At 69.7% G+C, this 22,736-nt stretch carries 18 protein-coding genes and 1 pseudogene; 13 read left to right on the top strand and 6 right to left on the bottom strand.

The features are described from left to right. The first annotated feature begins 9 nt into the window (after positions 1-9). The gene (locus AB0269_RS12765) at positions 10-378 is read left to right on the top strand and encodes a PLDc N-terminal domain-containing protein (RefSeq protein ID WP_366211649.1); all 369 of its coding nucleotides are present in this window, start codon (positions 10-12) and stop codon (positions 376-378) included. Continuing rightward, on the top strand, positions 321-1,370 hold the full coding sequence (locus tag AB0269_RS12760) for a DUF1731 domain-containing protein (RefSeq protein WP_366211648.1): 1,050 nt from the start codon (positions 321-323) through the stop codon (positions 1,368-1,370). The genes AB0269_RS12765 and AB0269_RS12760 overlap by 58 nt, the downstream gene beginning before the upstream one ends. On the opposite strand, the gene AB0269_RS12755 is transcribed toward AB0269_RS12760, so the two are convergent. The 4 genes from AB0269_RS12755 to hrpA form a co-directional block, all read right to left on the bottom strand. After that, positions 1,351-2,289, bottom strand: a complete 939-nt coding sequence (locus tag AB0269_RS12755; RefSeq protein WP_366211647.1) for an NYN domain-containing protein — start codon at positions 2,287-2,289, stop codon at positions 1,351-1,353. The two genes, AB0269_RS12760 and AB0269_RS12755, sit on opposite strands and share 20 nt — an antisense overlap. Beyond that, entirely contained in the window at positions 2,282-3,277 is a 996-nt protein-coding gene (locus tag AB0269_RS12750) for a Gfo/Idh/MocA family oxidoreductase (protein ID WP_366211646.1), read from the bottom strand. The genes AB0269_RS12755 and AB0269_RS12750 overlap by 8 nt, the downstream gene beginning before the upstream one ends. Before the next feature lie 39 nt (positions 3,278-3,316). After that, positions 3,317-4,261 carry an NADP-dependent oxidoreductase gene (locus tag AB0269_RS12745; protein ID WP_366211645.1) on the bottom strand — a complete coding sequence of 315 codons (945 nt, stop codon included), beginning with the start codon at positions 4,259-4,261 and terminating at the stop codon, positions 3,317-3,319. A gap of 179 nt (positions 4,262-4,440) precedes the next feature. Beyond that, complete coding sequence (hrpA, locus tag AB0269_RS12740; protein ID WP_366211644.1) at positions 4,441-8,424, bottom strand: ATP-dependent RNA helicase HrpA; 3,984 nt, start codon at positions 8,422-8,424, stop codon at positions 4,441-4,443. 22 nt (positions 8,425-8,446) lie between these two features. On the opposite strand from hrpA, the gene AB0269_RS12735 reads away from it, so the two are divergent. From AB0269_RS12735 to AB0269_RS12725, 3 genes are all read left to right on the top strand, one after another. Then, positions 8,447-9,283, top strand: coding sequence for an aldo/keto reductase (locus tag AB0269_RS12735; protein WP_366211643.1), 837 nt, complete (start codon positions 8,447-8,449; stop codon positions 9,281-9,283). Positions 9,284-9,359: 76 nt separating this feature from the next. Continuing rightward, positions 9,360-9,926: an FMN reductase gene (gene msuE / locus AB0269_RS12730; protein ID WP_366211642.1), complete on the top strand. Its 567-nt coding sequence runs from the start codon at positions 9,360-9,362 to the stop codon at positions 9,924-9,926. 85 nt (positions 9,927-10,011) lie between these two features. Further along, positions 10,012-11,811: a DUF255 domain-containing protein gene (locus AB0269_RS12725; RefSeq protein WP_366211641.1), complete on the top strand. Its 1,800-nt coding sequence runs from the start codon at positions 10,012-10,014 to the stop codon at positions 11,809-11,811. 21 nt (positions 11,812-11,832) lie between these two features. Here the strand turns inward: AB0269_RS12725 and AB0269_RS12720 are convergent, their stop codons facing one another. Further along, positions 11,833-13,371, bottom strand: coding sequence for a phospholipid carrier-dependent glycosyltransferase (locus AB0269_RS12720; RefSeq protein WP_366211640.1), 1,539 nt, complete (start codon positions 13,369-13,371; stop codon positions 11,833-11,835). Positions 13,372-13,407: 36 nt separating this feature from the next. Here AB0269_RS12720 and rsmI point away from each other — a divergent pair, with 36 nt between their 5' ends. The 4 genes and pseudogenes from rsmI to AB0269_RS12700 all read left to right on the top strand — a co-directional run bounded on the left by rsmI (position 13,408) and on the right by AB0269_RS12700 (position 17,316). After that, the gene (rsmI, locus tag AB0269_RS12715) at positions 13,408-14,229 is read left to right on the top strand and encodes a 16S rRNA (cytidine(1402)-2'-O)-methyltransferase (RefSeq protein ID WP_366211639.1); all 822 of its coding nucleotides are present in this window, start codon (positions 13,408-13,410) and stop codon (positions 14,227-14,229) included. Continuing rightward, positions 14,226-14,621 (top strand): annotated as a pseudogene (locus AB0269_RS12710) (class I SAM-dependent methyltransferase); the annotation flags it as partial. The gene rsmI and the pseudogene AB0269_RS12710, both read left to right, overlap by 4 nt. Positions 14,622-14,839: 218 nt before the next feature. Continuing rightward, positions 14,840-16,432, top strand: coding sequence for a methionine--tRNA ligase (metG, locus tag AB0269_RS12705; RefSeq protein ID WP_366211638.1), 1,593 nt, complete (start codon positions 14,840-14,842; stop codon positions 16,430-16,432). Then, positions 16,429-17,316, top strand: a complete 888-nt coding sequence (locus AB0269_RS12700; RefSeq protein WP_366211637.1) for a TatD family hydrolase — start codon at positions 16,429-16,431, stop codon at positions 17,314-17,316. Before metG ends, AB0269_RS12700 begins: the two co-directional genes overlap by 4 nt. Here the strand turns inward: AB0269_RS12700 and AB0269_RS12695 are convergent. After that, complete coding sequence (locus AB0269_RS12695) at positions 17,295-18,563, bottom strand: MFS transporter (protein ID WP_366211636.1); 1,269 nt, start codon at positions 18,561-18,563, stop codon at positions 17,295-17,297. The genes AB0269_RS12700 and AB0269_RS12695 overlap by 22 nt on opposite strands. A 36-nt stretch (positions 18,564-18,599) precedes the next feature. Between AB0269_RS12695 and rsmA the strand changes: the two genes are divergently transcribed. The 4 genes from rsmA to AB0269_RS12675 all read left to right on the top strand — a co-directional run bounded on the left by rsmA (position 18,600) and on the right by AB0269_RS12675 (position 22,628). Next, on the top strand, positions 18,600-19,448 hold the full coding sequence (gene rsmA / locus AB0269_RS12690; protein WP_366211635.1) for a 16S rRNA (adenine(1518)-N(6)/adenine(1519)-N(6))-dimethyltransferase RsmA: 849 nt from the start codon (positions 18,600-18,602) through the stop codon (positions 19,446-19,448). Positions 19,449-19,471: 23 nt separating this feature from the next. Further along, positions 19,472-20,539, top strand: coding sequence for an aldo/keto reductase (locus tag AB0269_RS12685; protein ID WP_366211634.1), 1,068 nt, complete (start codon positions 19,472-19,474; stop codon positions 20,537-20,539). 7 nt (positions 20,540-20,546) lie between these two features. Then, positions 20,547-21,479, top strand: coding sequence for a 4-(cytidine 5'-diphospho)-2-C-methyl-D-erythritol kinase (locus tag AB0269_RS12680; RefSeq protein WP_366211633.1), 933 nt, complete (start codon positions 20,547-20,549; stop codon positions 21,477-21,479). 135 nt (positions 21,480-21,614) lie between these two features. Continuing rightward, a complete protein-coding gene (locus AB0269_RS12675) occupies positions 21,615-22,628 on the top strand; it encodes a LacI family DNA-binding transcriptional regulator (RefSeq protein WP_366211632.1) in 1,014 nt (337 codons plus the stop codon). Positions 22,629-22,736: the final 108 nt, after the last annotated feature.

Raw genomic sequence — 22,736 nt, 5'->3', positions numbered from 1 at the left:
GCTGAGGGCATGCCGTTCGTCTCCATCCTCATCATCGCCGTGATGATCGTCGCACTGATCGACATCATCACCCGTGACGAGTCGCAGGTGAAGCACCTGCCGAAGCTGGTCTGGATCCTCCTCGTCGTGCTGCTGCCGATGATCGGCAGCATCCTGTGGTTCCTGATCGGTCGCGAGTACGGCGGCGGCGGTGTCTCGCTGCCCCGGATGCCGCGGCGCGAAGCCCGCACGCAGGCACCGACCGCATCGCGGTACGCCCCGCCGGCCGATGCCCGCACGACCGAGCAGCAGATCGCCGATCTCGACCGCGAGATCGAGGAATGGCGCCTGCGCGAGGAGATCGCCAAGCGGCGGCACGACGAGGGCGACGCATCCTGAGCGCGCCGAAGCGCGCCGTCCTGGGCGGCGGATCGGGCTTCCTCGGCAGGGCGCTCGCGAGCGCCCTCGAAGCCGACGGGTACGAGGTCAGTGTGATCGGCCGGTCGGGTCCTGATGCGACCTGGGACGACCCGGCATCCGTTCTGCGCGTCGTCGACGGCGCCGACCTCGTCATCGGGCTCGCGGGGCGGATCGTCGACTGCCGTTACGACGACGCCAATCGCGACGAGATCCTGCGCTCGCGCATCGACACGACCAGGATGCTCGGCGAGGCGATCGCCCGCTCGGAGCGTCCGCCGACCGTGTGGCTGAACTCGAGCAGCGCGACCGTGTACCGCTACGCGCTCGACCGGGCGCAGACCGAGGCCGACACCGACTACGACACGGGGTTCTCTCCCGACGTCGCTCTGGCCTGGGAGGAGGAGCTGTTCCGTCTCGAGCTCCCGAACACGCGCCGCGTCGCGATGCGCATCACGATCGTCCTGGGCGACGGGCCGGCGACGAAGATGCTTTTCCGCCTCGCCCGGCTCGGCCTCGGGGGACCGCAGATCGACGGCTGGTGGTTCCCCCACAACCGCTACCGCGGCATCGGGCCGCATCCGACCCAGCCGCGCAGACCGATGTGGGTGCGCTCGAAGGGGCATCAGAAGTTCAGCTGGATCCACATCGACGACCTCGTCGGCGCGATCCGATTCCTCCGGGATACCCCGACGATCGCGGGGCCCGTCAACCTGTCGGCACCGACCCAGAGCGACAACCGGTCACTGATGGCGACGTTGCGCCGCATCGTGCGGATGCCGCTGGGCATGCCGGCGTGGCGGTTCATGCTGGAGCCCGCCATGTGGGTGCTGCGCACCGAACCCGAGCTCGTTCTCAAGAGCAGGTGGGTCGCGCCGAAGGTGCTGCTCGACGCCGGCTACCGCTTCGCGCACCCCGAACTCGAACCGGCGCTGCGCGACGTCCACCGCAGGATCAGCGCTCGCGGAGCCTGACCAGCCGCTCGTGACCGGTCTCCTCGAATTCCGCGATCTGCTCGCGGGACTTCAGGAAGTCCGAGAACGACCGGTACCCGAGCCCCTTCTCGCTGAACGACGGATCCATGCGGCGCATGTGCGTCTTCACGGCCGAGCTGTGCAGCCACTCATCGGCATCGGCCTTGTCGTGACCCAGGCGCAGGGCGCGCTGCAGCAGCGCGGTCGCCTCGTCCTGGTCGCTGAGCTGCGTCGCCTCGGCATCCTGCTCGGCGGGCTTCTTCTTGGCCCTGCTCCGGCTCGTGGCTCTGGTCTTCGCCGGCGTCTCGTCCTCGGTTTCAGCAGGGGTCGGTGCGGCTTTCTTCTGCGCCGGTCGGGAGACCCCTGGCAGCGAGTCGTACGACTCGAACTCGTCGCAGGCCGCTGCGAGCGACTTCGCCGTGGACCCTGCAACGCCCACGCCGATCACGTAGCGGCCGAGCCGCTTGCAGCGCTGGGCGAGCGGCACGTAGTCGCTGTCTCCGGCGACGAGCACGACGTGCGTGAGGTCGGAGAGGCGGAACATATCCTCCACGGCATCCACCGCCAGCCGGATGTCTGCACCGTTCTTCGCGTAGGCGGCGGCGGGGAAGAGCTGCACCAGGTCGACGGCGCGCGCGACGAGCTGCGAGCGGTACTCGGCGTTCACCGGCGATGACCAGTCCGCGTACGCGCGGGTCAGCACGAGAGTGCCGAAGGATGCCGCGTAGTCGATGATGGCGCCGACCTGGATCATCGCCTCCTTCAGACGCGCTTCGACCTCGGGGTCGTTCGGGTTCTCGGCGATGCGCTGGCGATCCTTGCTGTACGCGTTCCGGCCGTGCACCCGGTCGAACCACGAGATGACGATGTTGTCGAAGTCGAGGTAGACCGCGACGCGCGGGTCCTGGGGGTCAGCCATCGGTGCGCTCCTCGCTCGGGTACCGGACGCCGATCTGCGCCCGGATCTCATCCAGCGTTCCCATGATGGCCACGCTCTCGGCGATGGGCAAGACATCGCCCTCCAGGATGCCGTCCCGCACGAGCCGCTCGGCCGCGAGGGCCTGGAACTGCATGCCGCGCCCGTCCACCTCGGACGCGTAGCTCTCGCGCACCTCGCCGTCCGGCGCGATGACGCGGAAGGTCGTCGGGGCATACCAGACCCGGTCGATCTCGATCCGCGCCTCGGTGCCGACGATCGACGCCGAGGTGGCGCCTGCGGCACGCGACGACGACAGAGTCGTGGAGAGCGCGCCTCCGGCGTGCGTCATGATCGTGGCGACCTCGGTGTCGGCTCCGGTCTCGCCGAGCCGTCCGGATGCCGTGATGGCCTCCGGTGCTCCCAGGACGTCCCAGACGAACGAGACGGGGTAGATGCCGAGGTCGAGCAGAGCACCTCCGCCCAGTTCGAGGGCGTTCAGCCGGTGCGCCGGGTCTGCAGGGAGCAGCTGGGTGTGATCCGCTGTCACCGCGCGGATCTCGCCCAGGGTGCCGTCGGCGATGATCTCGCGGATGCGGACCATGTGCGGCAGATAGCGCGTCCACATCGCCTCCATGACGAGGAGCCCTCGCTCGGCGGCGATCCGCTGCAGGTCCGCGGCCTCCGCCCGGTTGAGGGTGAACGGCTTCTCCACGAGCACGTGCTTGCCGTTCTCGAGTGCCAGGCGTGCGGTGGCGTGATGCATCGGATGCGGTGTCGACACGTACACGATGTCGACGCCCGGGTCGGTCACGAGCGCCTCGTACGACGCGTGCGCAGCCTCGATGCCGAACTCCGCGGCGAACGCGTCGGCCGATGCCTGCGAGCGCGAGCCCACCGCGACGAGGTCGAGTCCTGCTGTGCGCAGATCAGAGGCGAAGGCGTGGGCGATGCCGCCCGTGGCGAGGATTCCCCAGCGCAGTCCAGTCATCCTCTCAGCGTAGTGGCGCGGCTCCTGCCGATGATCGCCTCACGGGATGAGGGTGATCTTGCCGTTCGCCTCGTGAGCCTCGATCAGGCGATGCGCCTCGGCTGCTTCCGCGAGAGGCAGCTCGGCGCCCAGCTCGACCTGGAAGTCCCCGCTCGCGATCAGGTCGATCGCGACGGCGATGCCCTCGGCCCGCCAGGCGAGCTCCTGCTCGGTGAGGGGCACCGGCGAGCCGCCGCTGAAGGCGCGGATGCCGAGTTCCGCAGCATCCGGACCGCGAACGATCGTCGCGATGCGATCGTGGTCGGCCACGAGCTCTTTGGAGACCTCGATGGCCTCGTCGGTGCCCGCGCAGTCGAGCGCGACGGTGACGTCGCCGTCCACGGCTGCGCGCACGCGGTCTGCGAGGCCCTCGCCGTACGCGACCGGGATGGCGCCCAGGTCGCGCACCTGCTCGTGGCGCGCCGGGCTCGCCGTGGCGACGACCGTTGCACCCCAGGCGACGGCGAACTGGACGGCCGCCTGCCCGACCGCACCGGATCCGGCGTGCACGAGAAGCACATCGCCCGCGCCGACCTCGAGCGAGCGCAGGCACTGATAGGCGGTGCCGACCGGGATGCCGAGACCGGCGGCCTCAGCGGCGGTCACGGCATCCGGAAGAGCGTAGAGGTGGTCGGCGGAGATGGCGATGTGCGTGGCGTACGTGCCGGATGCATCGCGGACGGCGACGCGGTCGCCCACGGAGAAGCCAGTGACGCCTTCGCCGACGGACTCGATGGTGCCGGCGCCGTCGAACCCGACCCGGCGGGGTTCGGTGATCGGCGGCATCGGGCGCTTGCCGCTGCGACGCTTGGCGTCGAGCGGATTGACACCGGCCGCTTCGATGCGGACGACGACCTCGCCGGGACCGGCGACAGGATCGGGGATGTCCACGAGCCGGAGGACGTCAGGGGAGCCGAGTTCTGTGTAGACGATCGCGCGAGCCATGCCGTCAGGCTACCGGCCTTCCGGAACCTTTCCCCCGCGACCTCTGATTGTGCACGACTTCGGATGCCGCTGGCGGCACACCGCGTGGATGCGCCGTGCCGCGGCGTGTCGGGCCTCAGGTCCGAAGTAGTGCACGGGCGGGGGTGGGGTGGGGTGGGGCGGAGAGGTCAGGAGGGTGGTTAGGGGCGCAGGGCCTTCGCGATGCGCTGGGGCGACACCGGCTGCGCGGTGCCGAGACGCTGCGCGAACACGCTGATGCGGTACTCCTCGAGCAGCCAGCGCGCCTCGGTCAGCGCCGCGGGTGCATCGGCGGGCAGCGGGGTCGTGCCGCCGGCATCCGCGAACGCCTGCGCGACGCGCTCGAACTCGGTCATGCGGGCGCGATCCCTGCCCGGCTCGTTCGCGAGCGTCTTCAGCCGGTCGAGCATCCCGTCGAGGTAGCGGGGGAAGTGCGCGAGCCGGTCGACGCCGGCCGCCGAGACGAACCCGGGATGCAGGAGGGCGCTCAGCTGCGAGCGGATGTCGTTCAGCGGGCCGAGCAGCGCGAGCGAGTTCTGCGCCTTGATGCCGCGCTCCACGTCCCGCGACTTCGTGAGGATGCGGGCGATGAGAGAGACCGTCTGGAACAGATCGTCGACGAGGGCGGCGCTGACCGCATCCCTCGCCTGATCGAACGCGGCCTTCGTGCGGATCGCGGCGGTCGATCCCTGAGCCTGTCGAAGGGTCGCCTGCACGACCGCGCGGCGGGAGTCTTCGACGAGGGCGGCGACGTTCGGGTACGGGGACGCCGCCAGGGCGAGCTTCTCCTGCGATGTCAGGTGATCCTGCACATACGAGGCCGGCGACGGCACGTTCAGCAGGATCAGCCGCAGCACGCCGTCGCGGGTGAGGCGCTCGGCGGCATCCGCTGTGGCCTCGACGCGCACGGCGACGGTCTTGCCCTCGTCGACGATCGCCGGATACCCGCGCACCACGCCGCCGGCGACGCGCGTGTCGAGCACCTCGGGGAGGTCGTCAAAGGTCCAGGCCGTGAGACCCTGCCTCTCGATCGACGACGGACGCGTCGCCGTGGCGACATCACGGACGTCGGGCTTCTGGGGCTTCGCGATCGTCCGTGCGACGCTCGCCCTGGCCCGGTCCGACAGGGATCGCTGCAGGTCGCCCAGATCCCGGGCGGAACCGGCGACCCTGCCGCGCTCGTCGACCGCGCGGAAGTTCATGCGCAGGTGCCCCGGTACGCGTTCGTCGTCGAAGTCCGAGGCCGCGACGGGCTGATTGGCGAGCGGCTGGATCAGGCGCGCGAGTGCCTCCTTCAGCGAACGCTCCGGCAGCCCGTCGTGGCCCTCCGGACCCTGTTCTGCGAGATCGGCGCCGAACTTCTCCGCCCAGTCGGCGGCCGGGACGACATGACGGCGGATGGTCTTGGGCAGAGCGCGCAGCAGCGCGGTGACGAGCTCGGCCCGCAGGCCCGGCACCTGCCAGTCGAACCCGCGATCCTCGATCTGGGCGAGCAGCGCGAGCGGGACGACGACGCTGACGCCGTCATCCGCAGCGCCCGGTTCGAACCGGTAGGCGAGGCCGAGCACCTGGTCGCCCTGCCGCCAGCGCGTGGGGAACTCGTCCTTGTCGGCCCGGTCGTCGTCCTCGATGAGGTCGCTCTCGCGCATGACGAGCAGCTTCGGGGTCGTCTGCAGCGCCTCGCGCCACCACGCCTCGAAGGAGCGCACGTCGAACACGTCTGCCGGGACGCGCTCGTCGTAGAAGCGAAAGACCGCCTCATCGCCCACGAGGATGTCGCGGCGCCGCTCGCGCTCCTCGAGCTTCTCGAGGCGGCGCCGCAGTTCGAGGTTGCTGCGCCAGAAAGCACTGACGCGCTTGTCGATGCGTCCCGGGTCCCATTCGCCCTCGACCAGGGCATGCCGCAGGAACAGCTCGCGGGATGCCGCGCGATCGACCCGCGCGAACTGGATGCGGCGACGGGGGATGATCTCGACCCCGAACAGGGTGACCTTCTCGTAGGCGATCGCGGCCCCGGCATCCTTCGACCAGTGGGGCTCGGACACCTGGCGCTTGGCGAGATCGCCCGCGAGCGCCTCCGCCCACGCGGGGTCGATCGCGGCGACCGTGCGGGCGAACGTGCGGGAGGTCTCGACGATCTCGGCGGCCATGACGGCCTTCGGGCTCTGCTTGCGCAGTCCCGACCCGGGGAAGACCGAGAAGCGGATGCCGCGGGCGCCGCGGTATTCAGGCGTCCGGCGCTTCTCCTTCTTGCTCTTGTCCTTGGTCGTGCCCTTGACGTTCCGCTCGTCGAGGATTCCGATCTGCGACAGCAGGCCCGCGAGCAGCGCGCGGTGGATGGCGTCGCCGTTGGCGTGGCCCTGGGGTGCGGTTTCGACTCGCTCCGCTCGCTCAACCCGTTTCGTCTCGCTCCGCTCGCTCAACGGCCCGCGGTGGGGGCTCTTCACGAGACTCCGCAGCTGGCGGTGCACGTCGAACCATTCCCGCACGCGCACGTAATTCAGATGCTCTGAGCGGCACATGCGGCGGAACGCGCTGGATCCGAGCTCCCGCTGCTGCTCGCGCAGGTGGTTCCAGAGGTTGAGGATCGCGAGGAAATCGCTCGTGGGGTCGGTGAAGCGGGCGTGCATGCGGTCGGCGGCATCCCGGACCGCCTGCGGCGCATCCTGCGACGGGCGTTCGCGGACGTCCTGGATCGACATGCCCGCGACGATGGCCAGCACATCCTCCGACACACCCCCGCGCTGCGCCTCGAGCAGCATCCGTGCGAACCGCGGATCGATCGGCATGCGCGAGATGTCGCGGCCGATCTTCGTGAGGCGGGCGGTCCCTGAGCCCGTCGGGTCGACCGCGCCCAGCTCGGTGAGCAGGTCGAAGGCGGCCTTGACGCCGCGCGAGTCGGGAGGCGTGAGGAACGGGAACGCGGTGATGTCGCCGAATCCGAGCGACAGCATCTGCAGCACGACGGACGCGAGCGAGGTGCGCAGGATCTCGGGTTCGGTGAACTCCGGCCGCTTCTCGAAGTCCTCCTCGGAGTACAGGCGGATCGCGATGCCGTCACTGGTGCGGCCCGCGCGGCCGGAGCGCTGGTTCGCGGATGCCTGCGAGATCGCCTCGATCGGCAGCCGCTGCACCTTGGAGCGGTTGCTGTACCGCGAGATGCGCGCGGTCCCGGTGTCGATGACGTACTTGATGCCGGGGACCGTGAGGCTCGTCTCGGCCACGTTGGTCGCGAGGATGACGCGGCGTCGGACGCCCGCGACACGGCTCGGCTCGAACACGCGGTGCTGCTCGGCGGCCGAAAGTCTGCCGTACAGGGGGAGCACCTCGACGGGTGCCTTCGTCGACGTGTAGGCGGAGCGGACGGCATCCGCGGCATCCCGGATCTCGGCCTCGCCGGGCAGGAAGACGAGCACGTCGCCCGGTGCCTCGCGGTCGAGTTCGCGCAGGGCGGCGACGATCGCGGAGACCTCGTCCTCCTCGGCATCCTCATCGGGGCCCCGGTACCGGATCTCGACCGGATAGGTGCGGCCGGAGACCTCGATCACGGGTGCCGGCACCTGATCGGCCCCTGAGCCCGTCGAAGGGCGCGCGAAGTGCTTCGCGAAGCTCTCGGGGTCGATCGTGGCCGAGGTGATGATGACCTTGAGGTCGGGGCGCTCGGGAAGGATCCGGGTGAGGTATCCGAGCAGGAAGTCCACGTTGAGGGACCGCTCGTGCGCCTCATCGATGATGATCGTGTCGTAGCGGCGCAGAAGCCGGTCGCGATGGATCTCGTTCAGCAGGATGCCGTCGGTCATCAGCGCGATCTTCGTGTCGGCCGAGACCTGGTCGGTGAAGCGGACCTTGTAGCCGACGAGCCCCCCGAGCTCCACCTGCAGCTCTTCGGCGACGCGCTCGGCGATCGTTCGTGCGGCAAGGCGCCGCGGCTGCGTGTGCGCGATGCTCTCGCGGCCGAGTTCGAGGCAGATCTTCGGCAGCTGCGTCGTCTTGCCCGACCCGGTGGCGCCGGCGACGACGACGACCTGGTTGTCGCGGATGGCGGCGGCGATCTCCTCCCGGGCGGCGCTGACGGGCAGCTCCGGGGGATAGGAGATGACGGGAGATGACATAGCCCTCCATCGTATGACGACCGTGCCTGTCATCACAGGTCGTAGGCTGGACGGCATGACGATTCCCCTCATCACTCTGAACGACGGTCACACGATCCCGCAGCTCGGCTACGGGGTGTTCAAGGTCGACCCGGTCGACACGGAGCGCACGGTCTCCGAGGCACTCGAGGTCGGCTATCGCCACATCGACACCGCCGCGATCTACGGCAACGAGGAAGGTGTGGGTGCCGCGATCGCGAAGAGCGGCATCGCCCGGGACGAGCTGTTCATCACGACGAAGCTGTGGAACGACCGCCACGACGGCGACGAGCCGAACGCCGCGATCGCCGAGAGCCTCGAGAAGCTCGGCCTCGAGCACGTCGACCTCTACCTCGTGCACTGGCCGACCCCGGCCAAGGACAACTACGTCCACGCGTTCGCGAAGCTCATCGAGCTGCGCGAACAGGGTCTGACCCGCAGCATCGGCGTCTCGAACTTCCTCGTGGAACACCTCGAGCGCGTCGTGAAGGAGACCGGCGTCACCCCCGCCGTCGACCAGATCGAGCTGCACCCGGCGTACCAGCAGCGCGAGGTCACCGCGTGGGCCGCCGACCACGGCGTGCGCATCGAGGCGTGGGGCCCGCTCGGCCAGGGCAAGTACGACCTGTTCGGCACGCCCGCCGTCGCAGACGCCGCGGCATCCCACGGCAAGACCCCGGCGCAGATCGTGCTCGGCTGGCACCTGCAGAAGGGAAACATCGTCTTCCCGAAGTCGGTGCGGATCGAGCGTCTGCGCGAGAACCTCGACGTGTTCGACGTCACCCTGACGGACAGCGAGATCGCGGCGATCGACGCCCTCGACCCGCTGGACGGCTCGGGCCGCGTGGGAACCCACCCGAACGAGTTCAACTGAGACGACCTGTTTCGAACGATGACGCCCTGTGTCGCTCCGCGTGCCACAGGGCGTCATCGTCGCTAACGTCGCCTCTATGACAGCTCCCTACCGCATCGTCGCCGTCTCCGGCTCTCTCCACGAGCCCAGCAAGACGACCGCGCTGCTGCGTGCGATCGCGGACGCCGTCGCCGAGCGCGCGGATGCCGAGATCCAGCTGATCGAACTCACCGAGATCGGGCCCTCGCTGGCCGGAGCCCTGCAGCGCGAGCAGCTGCCCGCGCACATCGAGGAGCAGCTCGTCGCCATCGAGCAGGCCGACCTGCTGATCGTCGGAAGCCCGGTGTACCGCGCCTCGTTCACCGGACTGTTCAAGCACCTGTTCGACTTCATCGGCCAGTACGAGCTCGTCGGCAAGCCGGTACTCCTCGCCGCGACGGGAGGCGGAGAGCGGCACGCGCTGATGATCGAGCACCAGTTGCGGCCGCTGTTCGCGTTCTTCCAGGCGCTGACGCTGCCGCTTGGCGTCTACGCCAGCAACACGGATTTCGACGGCTATCGGGTCGCCTCGGACGTGCTCGAGGCGCGCATCGCGCTCGCGGCTGACCGTGCCCTGCCGCTGGTCGGCTACGCGGCGACGCGCACGGTGGATGCCCTCGTCTGACCGCGAGACTGCAAGGCCGCGCCGAGACTGCGCCGCTTCGCGGCTGTCTCGGCGCGGCCTTGCGGTCTGGGCGTAGCGTGAGGGCATGAACCGCCTGGCCGGAACCCTCAGCCCGTACCTGCGCGCGCACGCCGACAACCCCGTCGATTGGTGGCCGTGGTCAGGTGATGCCTTCGCCGAGGCGCAGCGCCGGGACGTCCCGCTGCTGATCTCGATCGGCTACTCCACGTGCCACTGGTGCCACGTCATGGCGCGGGAGTCGTTCTCCTCGCCCGAGATCGCCGAACTCATCGACGCCGACTTCGTGGCGATCAAGGTCGACCGTGAAGAGCATCCCGACGTCGACGGCGCCTACATGGCGGCGGCCGCGGCGTTCACGCAGAACCTCGGCTGGCCGCTGACGATCTTCGCGACGCCGCAGGGCCGCACGTTCTACGCCGGCACCTACTGGCCGCCCGAGGCGCGCGGCGGGATGCCGGGATTCCGCGATGTGCTCGCGGCGGTGAAGGAGGCGTGGACGGTGCGCCGTGATCAGGCCGTCGAATCGGCGGATGCCGTCGCCGAGGCGCTGGCGCAGGCCGCCGCGGTCGCACCGTCCGATGCGCCGTCGACGCCGAACCTCGTCGCGGCCGCCGAGGCGATCGCCGCACGCGAGGACAGATCGTTCGGCGGCTTCGGTGGCGCCCCGAAGTTCCCCGTCGCGACGACCCTGGGGTTTCTGCAGCATCCGCTCGTGCGCCGTGAGGCGCCGGACGCCGCGGGTGCCGCGGATCGTGCGCTCGCCGCGATGGCGGCATCCGATCTGCGAGATGAAGACGGCGGCTTCTTCCGGTACGCGACGCAGCGGGACTGGACCGTGCCGCACTACGAGCGGATGCTGACCGACAACGCCCAGCTCCTCGATGTCGCACTGCACGCCGGCGACGAGCAGACCGCACGAGGCATCGCGCAGTTCTTGCTGCAGACGCTGCGGCAGAGCGGCGGCGGGTTCGGCGCCGCTCAGGATTCGGAGTCGATGATCGGGGGCGAACGCACCGAGGGCGGCTACTACCTGCGACCCGTGGCCGAGCGGGCGGAGCTCGATCCGCCCGCGGTCGACGGCAAGGTCATCACCGGATGGAACGGCCTCGCGATCGCCGCGCTCGCACGGGCCAGTGCGGCGCTCGGGGAGTCGTCGTGGGCGACGGCGGCCGCGGAGGCTGCGCAGTTCGTGCTGCGCGTGAACCGCTCGCCCGCAGGTCGCCTCGTGCGATCGTCGCTCGATGGCGTCGCCGCAGACGCGGTCGCGACGCTGGCCGATCTCGCGCTGCTCGCGGACGGACTGTTCGCGCTCGCCGTCGCCACCGGCGATGCCGCGTGGGCGGTCCGCGGGCGCGAGATCCTCGACGACGTCCTGGCGCACGGAGCGCAGGCCGATCCGGTGCTGGCGTCGCACGGTGTGGCATCCGCCCCCGACAGCACCGACGGCGACCTGCCGTCCGGTGTCGCGGCGCTCGCCGGGGCCGCGCTCACCGCGTGGCGGCTGGGCGCGGGGGAGCGGTACCGGGATGCGGCAGAGGAGCAGGTGAGGGTGCATGCGGCATCCGGTCTGCAGCATCCGTTCGGTCATGGCTCTCTGCTGGGCGTCGCCGCCGACCTCGCCGAACCTCCCCGCCAGATCGTGGTGGTGACCTCGGCGCCGGGTGGTTTGCTGGCGCAGGCCGCGGGCCGGGCGGATGCCGACGTCATCGCCGTCGTCACGCCGGCGCAGGCCCAGGCGTTCGAGGATGCCGGTTTCGACCTGTTCGCGGGTCGCTCGGCGACGACGGGGGTCGCGTACGACTGCCGCGCGTTCGTGTGCCGCCTGCCGGTGTCGGATGCCGCCGCGCTCGCGCTCGAGCGCTGAACGGAGCAGCGCCGCGCGCGATCAGATCCAGGTCGGCATCCAGTTGTGGATGAGCCAGAAGTCGTACGGCACGTTCATTCCGGTCCACACGGGGTAGAAGAACGCGGAGACGAGGACGACCACGATGAGGAACACCACCGCGGTGCGCTCACCGGCCTGACGGCGGTAGAGCGGGTCCTCGCGGCGGCCGCCGATGTCGCGCAGCGCCAGCGTCAGCGAGAGGACCAGGAACGGCACCATCACGACCGTGTAGAACTGGAAGATCGTCCGTTCCGGGTAGAGCAGCCACGGCACGTACGTCACCGCGAGGCCCACGAGGGGGAGACCGTAGGTCCAGGGCATCGGTCGGCGCTCGACGAGCCCGCGCACGAACCGGTACAGCAGATAGAGCGCCGCGGCGACACCCGCGTACCAGATCAGCGGGTTGGGAACGGTCGAGATCACCGAGATGCAGTGATCCGTCCCGCACGTCTGATCGTCTCCCGTCCACACCGCGGTCGGCCGCAGCAGCAGGGGCCACTGCCACGCCGGGCTCGCGTACGGGTGCCCCGAGCTCAGCCCGACGTGGAACGCGTAGATCGCCTCGTGATAGTTCCACAGCGCGACGAGCGGATTCGCGTCGGACTGCCGGTCGTATCCGCCTGCGGTGACGAGCCATCCCGTCCACGACACGACGTAGGTGAGCGCCGCAGCAGGGACGAGCAGCAGGAACGACACGACCCCTTGACGGGCGGCGGCATCCATCGGCCAGTACGCGACGCCGGCGCGCCGGCGCGCGAGGGCATCGGTGACCACGAGGTAGATCCCGAAGCCGGCCAGCGCGTACAGGCCGGACCACTTCACCGCGGCGGCACCGCCGAGGGCGACGCCCGCTGCGAGCACCCACGGACGCCGCCAGACCACGCGCCCCCACAGGCCGGCGCCCGCGGCCTCGATGAGCGGGATCGTGCGCCGTCGGTCGAGCAGGACGAACAGGAATCCGAGCAGGATGAAGAAGGTCAGGATGCCGTCGAGCAGCCCGATCCGGCTCATGACGATGCTGAGCCCGTCGATCGCGAGAAGGATGCCCGCGACCGTCGCGGCGACGATTGAACGGGTGAGCTGCTTGGCCACGAGGTACACCAGCAGCACCGTGGCCGTGCCGACGAGCGCGACCATCAGCCGCCACGCGGCGCTGTTGCCCGCTCCGAACGCCGCCATGCCCAGCGCGATGATCCACTTGCCGAGCGGCGGATGCACGACGAAGCTCCCGGTCTCGCTCAACGAGCTCGTGTCGCCGGTGAGGAACGCCTCGTTCGCGCCGTCGCCCCAGGTTCCTTCATAGCCGAGCAGCCACAGCGACCACGCGTCCTTCACGTAGTACGTCTCGTCGAAGGCAAGCGTGTGCGGGTGCGCGAGGTTCGCGAGCCGCAGCACGGCTGCGATCGCGGTGACCACGAGCGGCGCGAGCCACCGCACGACACGGCTCCAGTCCGGGTCGAGCAGCAAGCGGTCGCGGAGCCTGTCCCACACCGTCAGGCGCTCCGCGGGCGGAGGGAGGAGGGGCGCGGGCTCGGACACGGCACAAGCCTAGAGCCGACTCCCTAAGCTGAAGAGGTGATCATCCTCGCGGCGACTCCGATCGGCAATCTCGGCGACGCTTCGCGGCGGCTCATCGAAGCCCTCGAGAACGCGCAGGTCGTAGCCGCGGAGGACACGCGCACCACCGCGCATCTGCTGAGGGCCCTGCAGATCGAGAACCGGCCGCGACTGGTCGCCCTCCACGACCACAACGAGAAGCAGAAGGCCGCCGAGCTGGTCGCGCTCGCCGAGGACGAGGATGTCGTCGTCGTCAGCGACGCCGGGATGCCGGCCGTCAGCGATCCCGGGTACGGACTGGTCGCCGCGGCGGTCGACGCCGGCGTGACCGTGACGGCGATCCCCGGACCGAGCGCGGTCATCATGGCGCTGGCGATCTCAGGGCTCCCGACCGACCGCTTCACGTTCGAGGGCTTCCTGCCGCGCAAGCCGGGGGAGCGGCGGCGCGAACTGCGGGCTCTCGCCGCAGAGCCACGGACGATGATCTTCTTCGAGTCGCCGTCGCGCCTGGCATCCGCGCTCGCCGACATGGGCGATGCCTTCGGCGACGACCGCCGGATCGCCGTGTGCCGGGAACTCACCAAGATGTACGAAGAGGTGCGACGCGGCACGGCGTCCGATCTGGCCGCGTGGGCGGAAGGCGGCGTCAAGGGCGAGATCGTCGTCGTCGTCGAGGGCGCGGCTCCCGTCGTCGCATCCGCGGAGGATGCCGGCGCTCAGGTTCAGGCGCTCGTCGAGGCCGGCATGCGCCTGAAGGATGCCTGCGCCGAAGTCGCCGCCTCCACCGGTCTCAGCTCCCGCGATCTGTACCAACAGGCGCTGGCGTCCCGCTCGCGATGACGGACGACTCGATCGCCGCGGCCTACGACGCGCGCGCCGCGGAGTACATCGAGATCGCCGGGAGCGTCGATCAGATGGATGCCGCAGACCGCAGTCTCATCGCGGCATGGCGCGATGCGACGGAGGGGCCGTTGCTGGATGCCGGTTGCGGGCCGGGCCTGTGGACGGACTTCCTCCACGACGGTCATCGTGAGGTCCAGGGCGTCGACATCTCCGAGGAGTTCCTGGCGAGCGCGCGCTGCACATACCCGCATCTGAGGTTCGAGGCCGCCAGCTTCCGCACGCTTCCCGTCGCAGACGCCTCGCTCGGCGGCATCCTCGCCTGGTACTCCCTGATCCACACGCCGCCCGCAGAGATCCCGGCGGTGCTGAGCGAGTTCGCGCGCGTTCTGACGCCCGGCGGCTCGTTGCTCATCGGCTTCTTCGACGGACCGCGAAACGCCCAGCACGTTCTTCGGAGGATTGCGGCAGGTTCGGACCATTCCTGCGAATCGATCCGAAGTTCGTGCGATTCTCCGAATCGGATGCGCGACGATGATCACCGAGTGCGAGCCAGGGCGTCCTCGACACACGAGCACCCGCCCGCGGCATCCCGCCTAGAATTGACCGCATGCCCGCTGGCGAATCGTTCTACATCACCACGCCCATCTACTACCCCTCCGATGTGCCGCACATCGGTCACGGGTACACGTCGGTGGCGGTCGACACGCTCGCCCGCTGGCACCGGCAGTCGGGTGATGACACCTGGATGCTGACCGGCACCGACGAGCACGGCCAGAAGATGCTCCGTGCCGCCGCGGCCAACGGCGTCACCCCGCAGCAGTGGGTCGACAAGCTCGTCTCCGAGAGCTGGTTCCCGCTGCTGGAGACGCTCGACGTCGCCAACGACGACTTCATCCGCACCACACAGGAGCGGCATGAGCGCAACGTTCAGGTGTTCTTCCAGCGGCTCTACGACGCGGGCTACATCTACGCCGGCGAGTACGAGGCGCTGTACTGCGTGGGCTGTGAGGAGTTCAAGCCCGAGTCGGAGATCGTCGATGGCACCGGTCCCTTCGAGGGGCTCAAGGTCTGTGCGATCCACTCCAAGCCGCTCGAGCTCCTGCAGGAGAAGAACTACTTCTTCAAGCTCAGCGAGTTCCAGGACCGGCTGCTCGAGCTGTACAAGAACGAGCCCGACTTCGTGCGCCCGCACTCGGCACGCAACGAGGTCGTCTCGTTCGTCAGCCAGGGTCTGAAGGACCTCTCCATCTCGCGCTCGACCTTCGACTGGGGCATCCCGCTGCCCTGGGACGAGTCGCACGTCATCTACGTATGGGTCGACGCGCTCCTCAATTACGCCACGGCGGTCGGATACGGCGCAGAGCCCGGTTCGGAGGGCGCGGAGACCTTCGCCCGCCGCTGGCCCGCGTACCACGTGGTCGGCAAGGACATCCTGCGCTTCCACGCCGTGATCTGGCCCGCGCTGCTGATGGCCGCCGGCGTCGATGTGCCCAAGGGCGTCTTCGCGCACGGCTGGCTGCTCGTCGGCGGCGAGAAGATGTCGAAGTCGAAGCTCACCGGCATCGCGCCAACCGAGATCACCGACGTCTTCGGCTCGGACGCGTACCGCTTCTACTTCCTCTCCGCCATCGCCTTCGGGCAGGACGGCTCGTTCTCGTGGGAGGACCTGTCGGCCCGATACCAGGCCGAGCTCGCGAACGGCTTCGGCAACCTCGCCTCGCGCACGATCGCGATGATCGAGAAGTACTTCGGCGGAACGGTCCCCGAGCCGGCCGAGTACGCCGAGCAGGATCTGGCGATCCAGAAGACGGTGGCGGACGCCGCGAAGGCGGCGGATGCCGCGATCGAGCAGTTCCGCATCGACGAGGCGATCCGCTCGATCTGGACGATCGTCGACGAGCTCAACGGCTACATCACCGACAACGAGCCGTGGGCCCTCGCCCGCGACGACGCCCAGCGCGGGCGCCTCGGCACCGTGCTGTACACGTGCGCCGAGGGTCTGCGGGCGCTCGCCGTGCTCCTGTCCCCGGTGATGCCGCAGTCGACCGGGAAGCTGTGGTCGGCGCTCGGTGCCGCTGAGACGCTCGGTGCCCTGCAGGAGCAGCCTCTCCGTGAGGCCGGAGCCTGGGGCAAGCTCGCCCCTGGAACGACCGTGCAGACCCTGGCACCGCTGTTCCCCCGCGTGGAGCAGCCGGCTTGACCGACAACCCGAGTCAGTACGTCCGGGAGCGGGCGGCAGGCGGCCGCAAGGACCTCCGGTACCCGCCCGCACCCGAACCGCTGACGGTGCCGGTGTACGACAACCACGCGCACCTCGAGATCACCGACGGCGACGACCCGCTCACGCTCACCGAGCAGCTCGATCGGGCGGAGGCGGTCGGCATCGCCGGTGTCGTCCAGGCCTCGGGCGACATCGAGTCGTCGCGCTGGGCGGTGGATGCCGCATCCGCCGACCCCCGCGTCCTCGCAGCCGTCGCGATCCATCCGAACGACGCCCCGGTGTACGCCGAGGCCGGTCGGCTCGCTGAGGCGATCGCCGTGATCGACGAGCTCGCCGCGCACCCGCGCGTGCGGGCGATCGGCGAGACGGGCCTGGACTTCTTCCGAACCGGGCCCGAGGGGCGGGACGCGCAGTTCGAATCCTTCGAGGCGCACATCGCGCTCGCCAGGAAGCACGGCATCGCGATGCAGATCCACGATCGAGACGCGCATGACGAGGTCCTCGAGACGCTCGCCCGCGTCGGTGCCCCGGAGCGCACGGTCTTCCACTGCTTCTCGGGTGACGACGCCATGGCGCGTGTCTGCGCGGATGCCGGCTATCACCTGTCCTTCGCGGGCAATGTGACCTTCAAGAACGCGCAGAACCTGCGGGACGCGCTGGCCGTCACGCCGCTGGACCGCATCCTCGTCGAGACGGATGCCCCGTTCCTGACCCCGACCCCGCTGCGCGGCCGCCCGAACGCGCCGTACCTCGTGCCCATCACGCTGCGCTTCATGGCTGCCGAGCTCGATCTGCCGGTCGACGATCTCGCCGCGCAGATCGCCGAGAACACCCTGCGGGTCTACGGCTCCTTCGCCGACTGAGCATCCACCTCGTCGATCGCAGGCTTCGCGTTCACGATGTGCGAGATCGGCTTCCAGACCAGCAGCAGGGTGATCGCGGCCCCGCCGAAGGCGAACCACCACGGTGCGGTCAGTCCCCACAGCTGCGCGATGATGCCGCCGAGCGCCTGCCCGATCACCATCCCGCCGAAGACGCCGACCATGTTGACCGATGCGACCCGCCCCTGCAGTGCGTGCGGCACGAGCCGTTGGCGCACGGTCGTCGATATGGTGCCCCACACGAACGCGTAGGTTCCGAAGACGAACATGATCACCAGCGCCACCCATCCGACTGTCGTGAGCGCGAAGGCGAGGTGCATCAGCACTTCGAGCGACAGCGCCACGCGCATGAGCGTCGCGAACGACACGTGCCGCTCCATCCAGCCGAAGGTGACGGTCGCCAGGATGCCGCCGAGCGCCGATGCCGTGGTGAGCATGCCGTACCCGACCGGACCCATGTGCAGGTGCTCGGTGGCGTAGAGGACGAGGATGCCCCAGGGCGCCGCCCAGGTGATGTTGAACGTGAGGATGATGAGAACCAGCATCCGCACGGGCGGGTTGCGCCACATCCACTTCACGCCCTCGGCGATGTCGGTGTGCACCGGCGTGCGCGCCTCGGTCTCGCGCGGCGGGATCGGCGTGACTGCCATCCGCGAGATGAGGACGACGGCGAAGCCGATGCAGATCACCTCGACGAGGAACGGCCAGGCGGCCCCTGCGGCGAACAGGAACGCGCCGATCGGAGGACCGGCGAACTGGTTCGCCACGAGATACCCGGCCTGCAGCCTGGCGTTGCCCACGCCGAGGTCGGCGGGCTTCACGAGCATCGGCAGCAGGGTGCTGGAGGTCGTGTCGACGAACACCTCGGCCGTGCGGTAGAGGAATGCGGTCGCGAGCACGACCCAGATGTTCGCCGTGCCGGTGACGATGAAGACGCACAGGGCGCCGAGCACGAGCATCCGCGCCGCGTTGGCGAACATGACGAGGCGACGCCGGTCGAACCGGTCGGCGATGGCCCCGGCGTGCAGCCCGAAGACGAGCCAGGGCAGGAACTGCAGCACGGCGCCGAGCGCGACGAGGATCGGCGATGAGGTGAGCGAGGCGATCAGCAGCGGAGCGGCGGCCAGCGCGATGCCGTCGCCGATGTTGCTGGTCCACGACGACGCCAGCAGCCAGCGGAAGTCGCGACCGAGTCTGCGGGGCGCGATGAGCTCGCCGAGTGTGGGCACCCGTACACAGTAGTGCGCATGGGGGACAATGGCAGGATGACCGTGACACTGCTCGGCGCGACCGAGATCCGCCGCCTCGCCGCCGAGCTCGACGTCACCCCGACCAAGAAACTCGGGCAGAACTTCGTCGTCGACGCCAACACCGTGCGCAAGATCGTGCATGTCGGCGGCGTGCAGGCGGGGGAGCGCGTGGTGGAGGTCGGTCCCGGCCTCGGATCGTTGACGCTCGCGATCCTCGAGACCGGAGCATCCGTCACCGCCGTCGAGATCGACCACCGGCTCGCGGCCCGTCTGCCGCAGACCGCCGCCGAGCACGGCGTCCCGGACGACGCCCTCACCGTGGTCGACGCCGACGCGCTGCGCGTCACCGAACTCCCGGGCGACCCCGCCGTCCTCGTGGCGAACCTGCCGTACAACGTCTCGGTGCCGGTTCTGCTGCACTTCATGGAGTCCTTCGACAGCATCCGCCGTGGCGTCGTCATGGTCCAGGCCGAGGTGGGGGAGCGTCTTGCCGCCCCTCCCGGCAGCAAGGTGTACGGCGCGCCGAGCGTGAAGGCGGCCTGGTACGGGCCGTGGCGGCTGGCGGGCCACGTGTCGCGGCAGGTCTTCTGGCCCGTGCCGAACGTCGACAGCGTGCTGGTCGCCTTCGAGCGCGATGACGTGCCGCGAGGCGATGAGGCGCTGCGCCGGGCGACGTTCCAGATCGTGGATGCCGCTTTCCAGCAGCGTCGCAAGATGCTCAGGCAGGCTCTCGCGACGGTTCTCGGCGGATCGGCCGCAGAAGCGTCGGCGGTTCTCGAGCGGGCCGGGGTCGCACCGACCGCGCGCGGCGAGCAGTTGACGATCTCGGACTTCGTGCGGATCGCCCTCGCGCTTCAGGGCTGACGCTTCGGGACTAACCTGGTTGCGTGACCGATTCGCCGCGCTACCGCTCCGACGTGCCAGACATCCATCGTCCCTATGCGGCGGACGCCGCGCGCTATGACCAGTTCGAGTACCGCCAGGTGGGCTCGTCGGGGCTCTTCCTGCCGCCGATCTCGCTCGGCCTGTGGTGGAATTTCGGCGACAACATCCCCCTCGACAACCAGCGCGCGCTTCTTCGTCACGCGTTCGATCGCGGCATCACCCACTTCGACCTGGCGAACAACTACGGACCCCCGCACGGTTCGGCCGAGAAGAACTTCGGCCGGATCTACAGCGAAGACCTCCGCCCCTACCGCGACGAGCTGATCATCTCGTCGAAGGCCGGGTGGGACATGTGGCCGGGGCCGTACGGCGACCTCGGAAGCCGCAAGTACATCCTGGCCAGCGCCGAGCGCTCGCTCGCGAGCATGAACCTCGACTACGTCGACATCTTCTACTCGCACCGCGTCGACCCGGTCACCCCGATCGAGGAGACGGTCGGCGCGCTGGACACCCTGGTCCGGCAGGGCAAGGCGCTCTACGTGGGCATCTCCTCGTACAGCGCGGAGCGCACGGCGCATGCCCTCGCGGTCGCGCGCGACCTCGGCACGCCGCTCGTGATCCACCAGCCCTCGTACTCGATCCTCAACCGGTGGATCGAGCCGGAGCTCACCGACACGCTGCGTTCCGAGGGGGTCGGCGCCATCGCCTTCACCCCGCTCGCGCAGGGCCTGCTCACCGACAAGTACCTCGGCGACGGCACCGCGCAGCGCGCGCAGAAGCGCGGATCCCTGCCCGACGGCAGGCTCTCCGACGAGGCGCTCGGGGTGCTCCGCTCGCTGAACGAGATCGCGCAGGAGCGCGACCAGACCCTCGCGCAGATGGCTCTGCAGTGGACGCTGCGCGACCCCGTGGTCGCCTCGGCGCTGATCGGAGCCTCGCGGCCCGCGCAGCTCGACGAGAACATCGCGGCGGTCGGCGGCCCGGCGTTCAGCGCCGAGCAGCTCGACCGTATCGACGCCCTCGCCGGCACCGTCGACGTCAACCTCTGGGCGCCCTCCTCGTCGCTGTGAGCAGATCGTGACACTCGCCGAATTCCCCGCGTCCGTGCACGTGCGCGCGCCGGGCAAGATCAACGTCTACCTTGGAGTCGGCGGGCGCCACGACGACGGCTATCACGCCCTCGCCACCGTGTTCCAGGCGGTCTCGCTCTACGAGGACGTCATCGCCACCACCGCCGACGACTTCACCCTCAGTGTGACGGGCGCAGCCGGACCGGGTGACGTTCCCCTCGACGACCGCAATCTCGCGATGCGCGCGGCCAAGATGCTCGCCGCGGCGACCGGTCACGACGGGGGAGTGCACCTGGAGCTGCGCAAAGGCGTTCCCGTGGCGGGGGGTATGGGCGGAGGCTCGGCGGATGCCGCCGCCGCGCTCGTCGCCTGCGATGCGCTGTGGGGCACGGGGCTCTCGTCGCAGCGCCTGCACGAGTTCGCCGCGCGCCTGGGCGCCGACGTGCCGTTCGCGCTGCACGGCGGCACGGCCGTCGGCACGGGGCGGGGCGATCAGCTCAACCCCGCACTCGCGCGCGGACGCTTGGACTGGGTGCTGGTGACGAGCGAGCACGGACTCTCGACGCCCGAGATCTACGCCAGGCTCGACGCGCACCGGGCCGAGAGCGGTGCCCTCGCCGACGATCCGCCGCTGTCGCTCGACGTGCCGATCCCGGTGCTGCAGGCGCTGCGCGCCGGCGACCCGCATTCGCTCGCGGCATCCATGTTCAACGATCTCGAGGTACCCGCCCTGCTCGAGCGCCCCGCCCTGGATGACGTCATCAATGAGGGTCTGCACGCGGGTGCGCTCAGCGGCATCGTCTCGGGATCCGGGCCGACGATCGCGTTCCTGTGCGAGACGCCCGAGAGCGCGCAGTACGTCCAGGCCGAGCTGCAGGATGCCGGGCGGACGGCCCTGCACGTGCACGGACCCGTGCCCGGCGCCCGCATCATCTCGTGACGGCCCCGGGAGGTCTGCGCACCTCCTGATCGTGCCGATCGGACAACCGGGGGCACACGGCTTGCGCGCTCGTTGTGCACTCGGGACATAATGGGACGACGAATGTGACCGTGCACACGCAAGGGAGGCGATGCCATGGCGGCCTCCGGCGAGCGTGCACGCGTCCCCAGCATCCGCGATGTCGCGCGGCTGGCCGGAGTCTCGCACCAGACCGTTTCCCGGGTGCTCAACGATCATCCGAGCATCCGCCCGGAGACGCGCAAACGCGTCGAGGACGCGATCGCCGTCCTCGACTACAAGCCGAATCTCGCCGCCCGCGCTCTCGTCACCAGCAGGACCCATACGATCGGCGTGCTGTCGGCGACGATCGGGGAGTTCGGTCCGACGTCGTCGATCGCGAGCATCGAGGATGCCGCCCGATCCGAGGGCTACTCGGTGACGACGGTCAATCTTCCCGAGACGACGCCCGAGGCGATCGGCGATGCGATCCGCCAGCTCGGCCGGGAGCAGGTCAGCGGCATCGTCGCGCTCGCGCCGCAGGTGCGGGTGTTCAACGTCCTGCGCGGTATGGCCGTCGGGGTGCCGCTGGTCAGTCTGCAGACGGCATCCGGGTCGGACGGATACACGCTCTCGGCCGACCAGGTGGCCGGTGCGCGCGCGGTCACGGAGCACCTGATCGAGCTCGGCCACACCGACATCCTGCATCTGGCGGGCCCGCAGGACTGGATCGAGGCGGAATCGCGCATGCGCGGATACCTCGACGCGCTGCGGGAGGCGGACCTTCCGACGTTCCCGCCGATCCGCGGCGACTGGACGGCCGACTTCGGCCATTTCGCGGGGCAGGAGCTCGCCAGACGGCGGGACTTCACGGCGGTGTTCGCCGCGAACGACCTCATGGCCATCGGTCTGATGCACGGGTTCCGGGATGCCGGGATCGACGTGCCGCGCGAGGTGAGCGTGGTGGGTTTCGATGACATTCCCGTCGCGGCGCATGTCTGGCCGCCGCTGACGACCGTGCACCAGGACTTCCCGACGCTGGGCCGCCGCGCGGTGGAGATCCTGCTCGCCGAGATCCGCGGCGAGCAGACGCCGAAGTTCGGGCCCGCCGTGCCTCAGCTGCGGCTGCGCTCGTCGAGCGCGTCGCGATAACGACACAAAATCCGGGCTCCACTTGACACCGGGGTCGGGTGAGCGCAAACTTGTGTCTCATGTGAACGGTCACATCGAAGGTGACCGTCGAGTATCGAGGAAGATTCG

It is taken from the genome of Microbacterium sp. NPDC077644 (assembly GCF_040702785.1).
Lineage (GTDB): Bacteria > Actinomycetota > Actinomycetes > Actinomycetales > Microbacteriaceae > Microbacterium.
Note: the sequence above shows the minus strand (reverse complement) of the source record. Positions and strands in the feature narration are given on the sequence as shown.

Bases quoted from the DNA above. Each gene is read 5' to 3' on its own strand.
- AB0269_RS12765 (WP_366211649.1), top strand. From the start codon at position 10: ATGCCGTTCGTCTCCATCCTCATCATCGCCGTGATGATCGTCGCACTG.
- AB0269_RS12760 (WP_366211648.1), top strand. From the start codon at position 321: ATGGCGCCTGCGCGAGGAGATCGCCAAGCGGCGGCACGACGAGGGCGA.
- AB0269_RS12755 (WP_366211647.1), bottom strand. From the start codon at position 2,289: ATGGCTGACCCCCAGGACCCGCGCGTCGCGGTCTACCTCGACTTCGAC.
- AB0269_RS12750 (WP_366211646.1), bottom strand. From the start codon at position 3,277: ATGACTGGACTGCGCTGGGGAATCCTCGCCACGGGCGGCATCGCCCAC.
- AB0269_RS12745 (WP_366211645.1), bottom strand. From the start codon at position 4,261: ATGGCTCGCGCGATCGTCTACACAGAACTCGGCTCCCCTGACGTCCTC.
- hrpA (WP_366211644.1), bottom strand. From the start codon at position 8,424: ATGACAGGCACGGTCGTCATACGATGGAGGGCTATGTCATCTCCCGTC.
- AB0269_RS12735 (WP_366211643.1), top strand. From the start codon at position 8,447: ATGACGATTCCCCTCATCACTCTGAACGACGGTCACACGATCCCGCAG.
- msuE (WP_366211642.1), top strand. From the start codon at position 9,360: ATGACAGCTCCCTACCGCATCGTCGCCGTCTCCGGCTCTCTCCACGAG.
- AB0269_RS12725 (WP_366211641.1), top strand. From the start codon at position 10,012: ATGAACCGCCTGGCCGGAACCCTCAGCCCGTACCTGCGCGCGCACGCC.
- metG (WP_366211638.1), top strand. From the start codon at position 14,840: ATGCCCGCTGGCGAATCGTTCTACATCACCACGCCCATCTACTACCCC.
- rsmA (WP_366211635.1), top strand. From the start codon at position 18,600: ATGACCGTGACACTGCTCGGCGCGACCGAGATCCGCCGCCTCGCCGCC.
- AB0269_RS12675 (WP_366211632.1), top strand. From the start codon at position 21,615: ATGGCGGCCTCCGGCGAGCGTGCACGCGTCCCCAGCATCCGCGATGTC.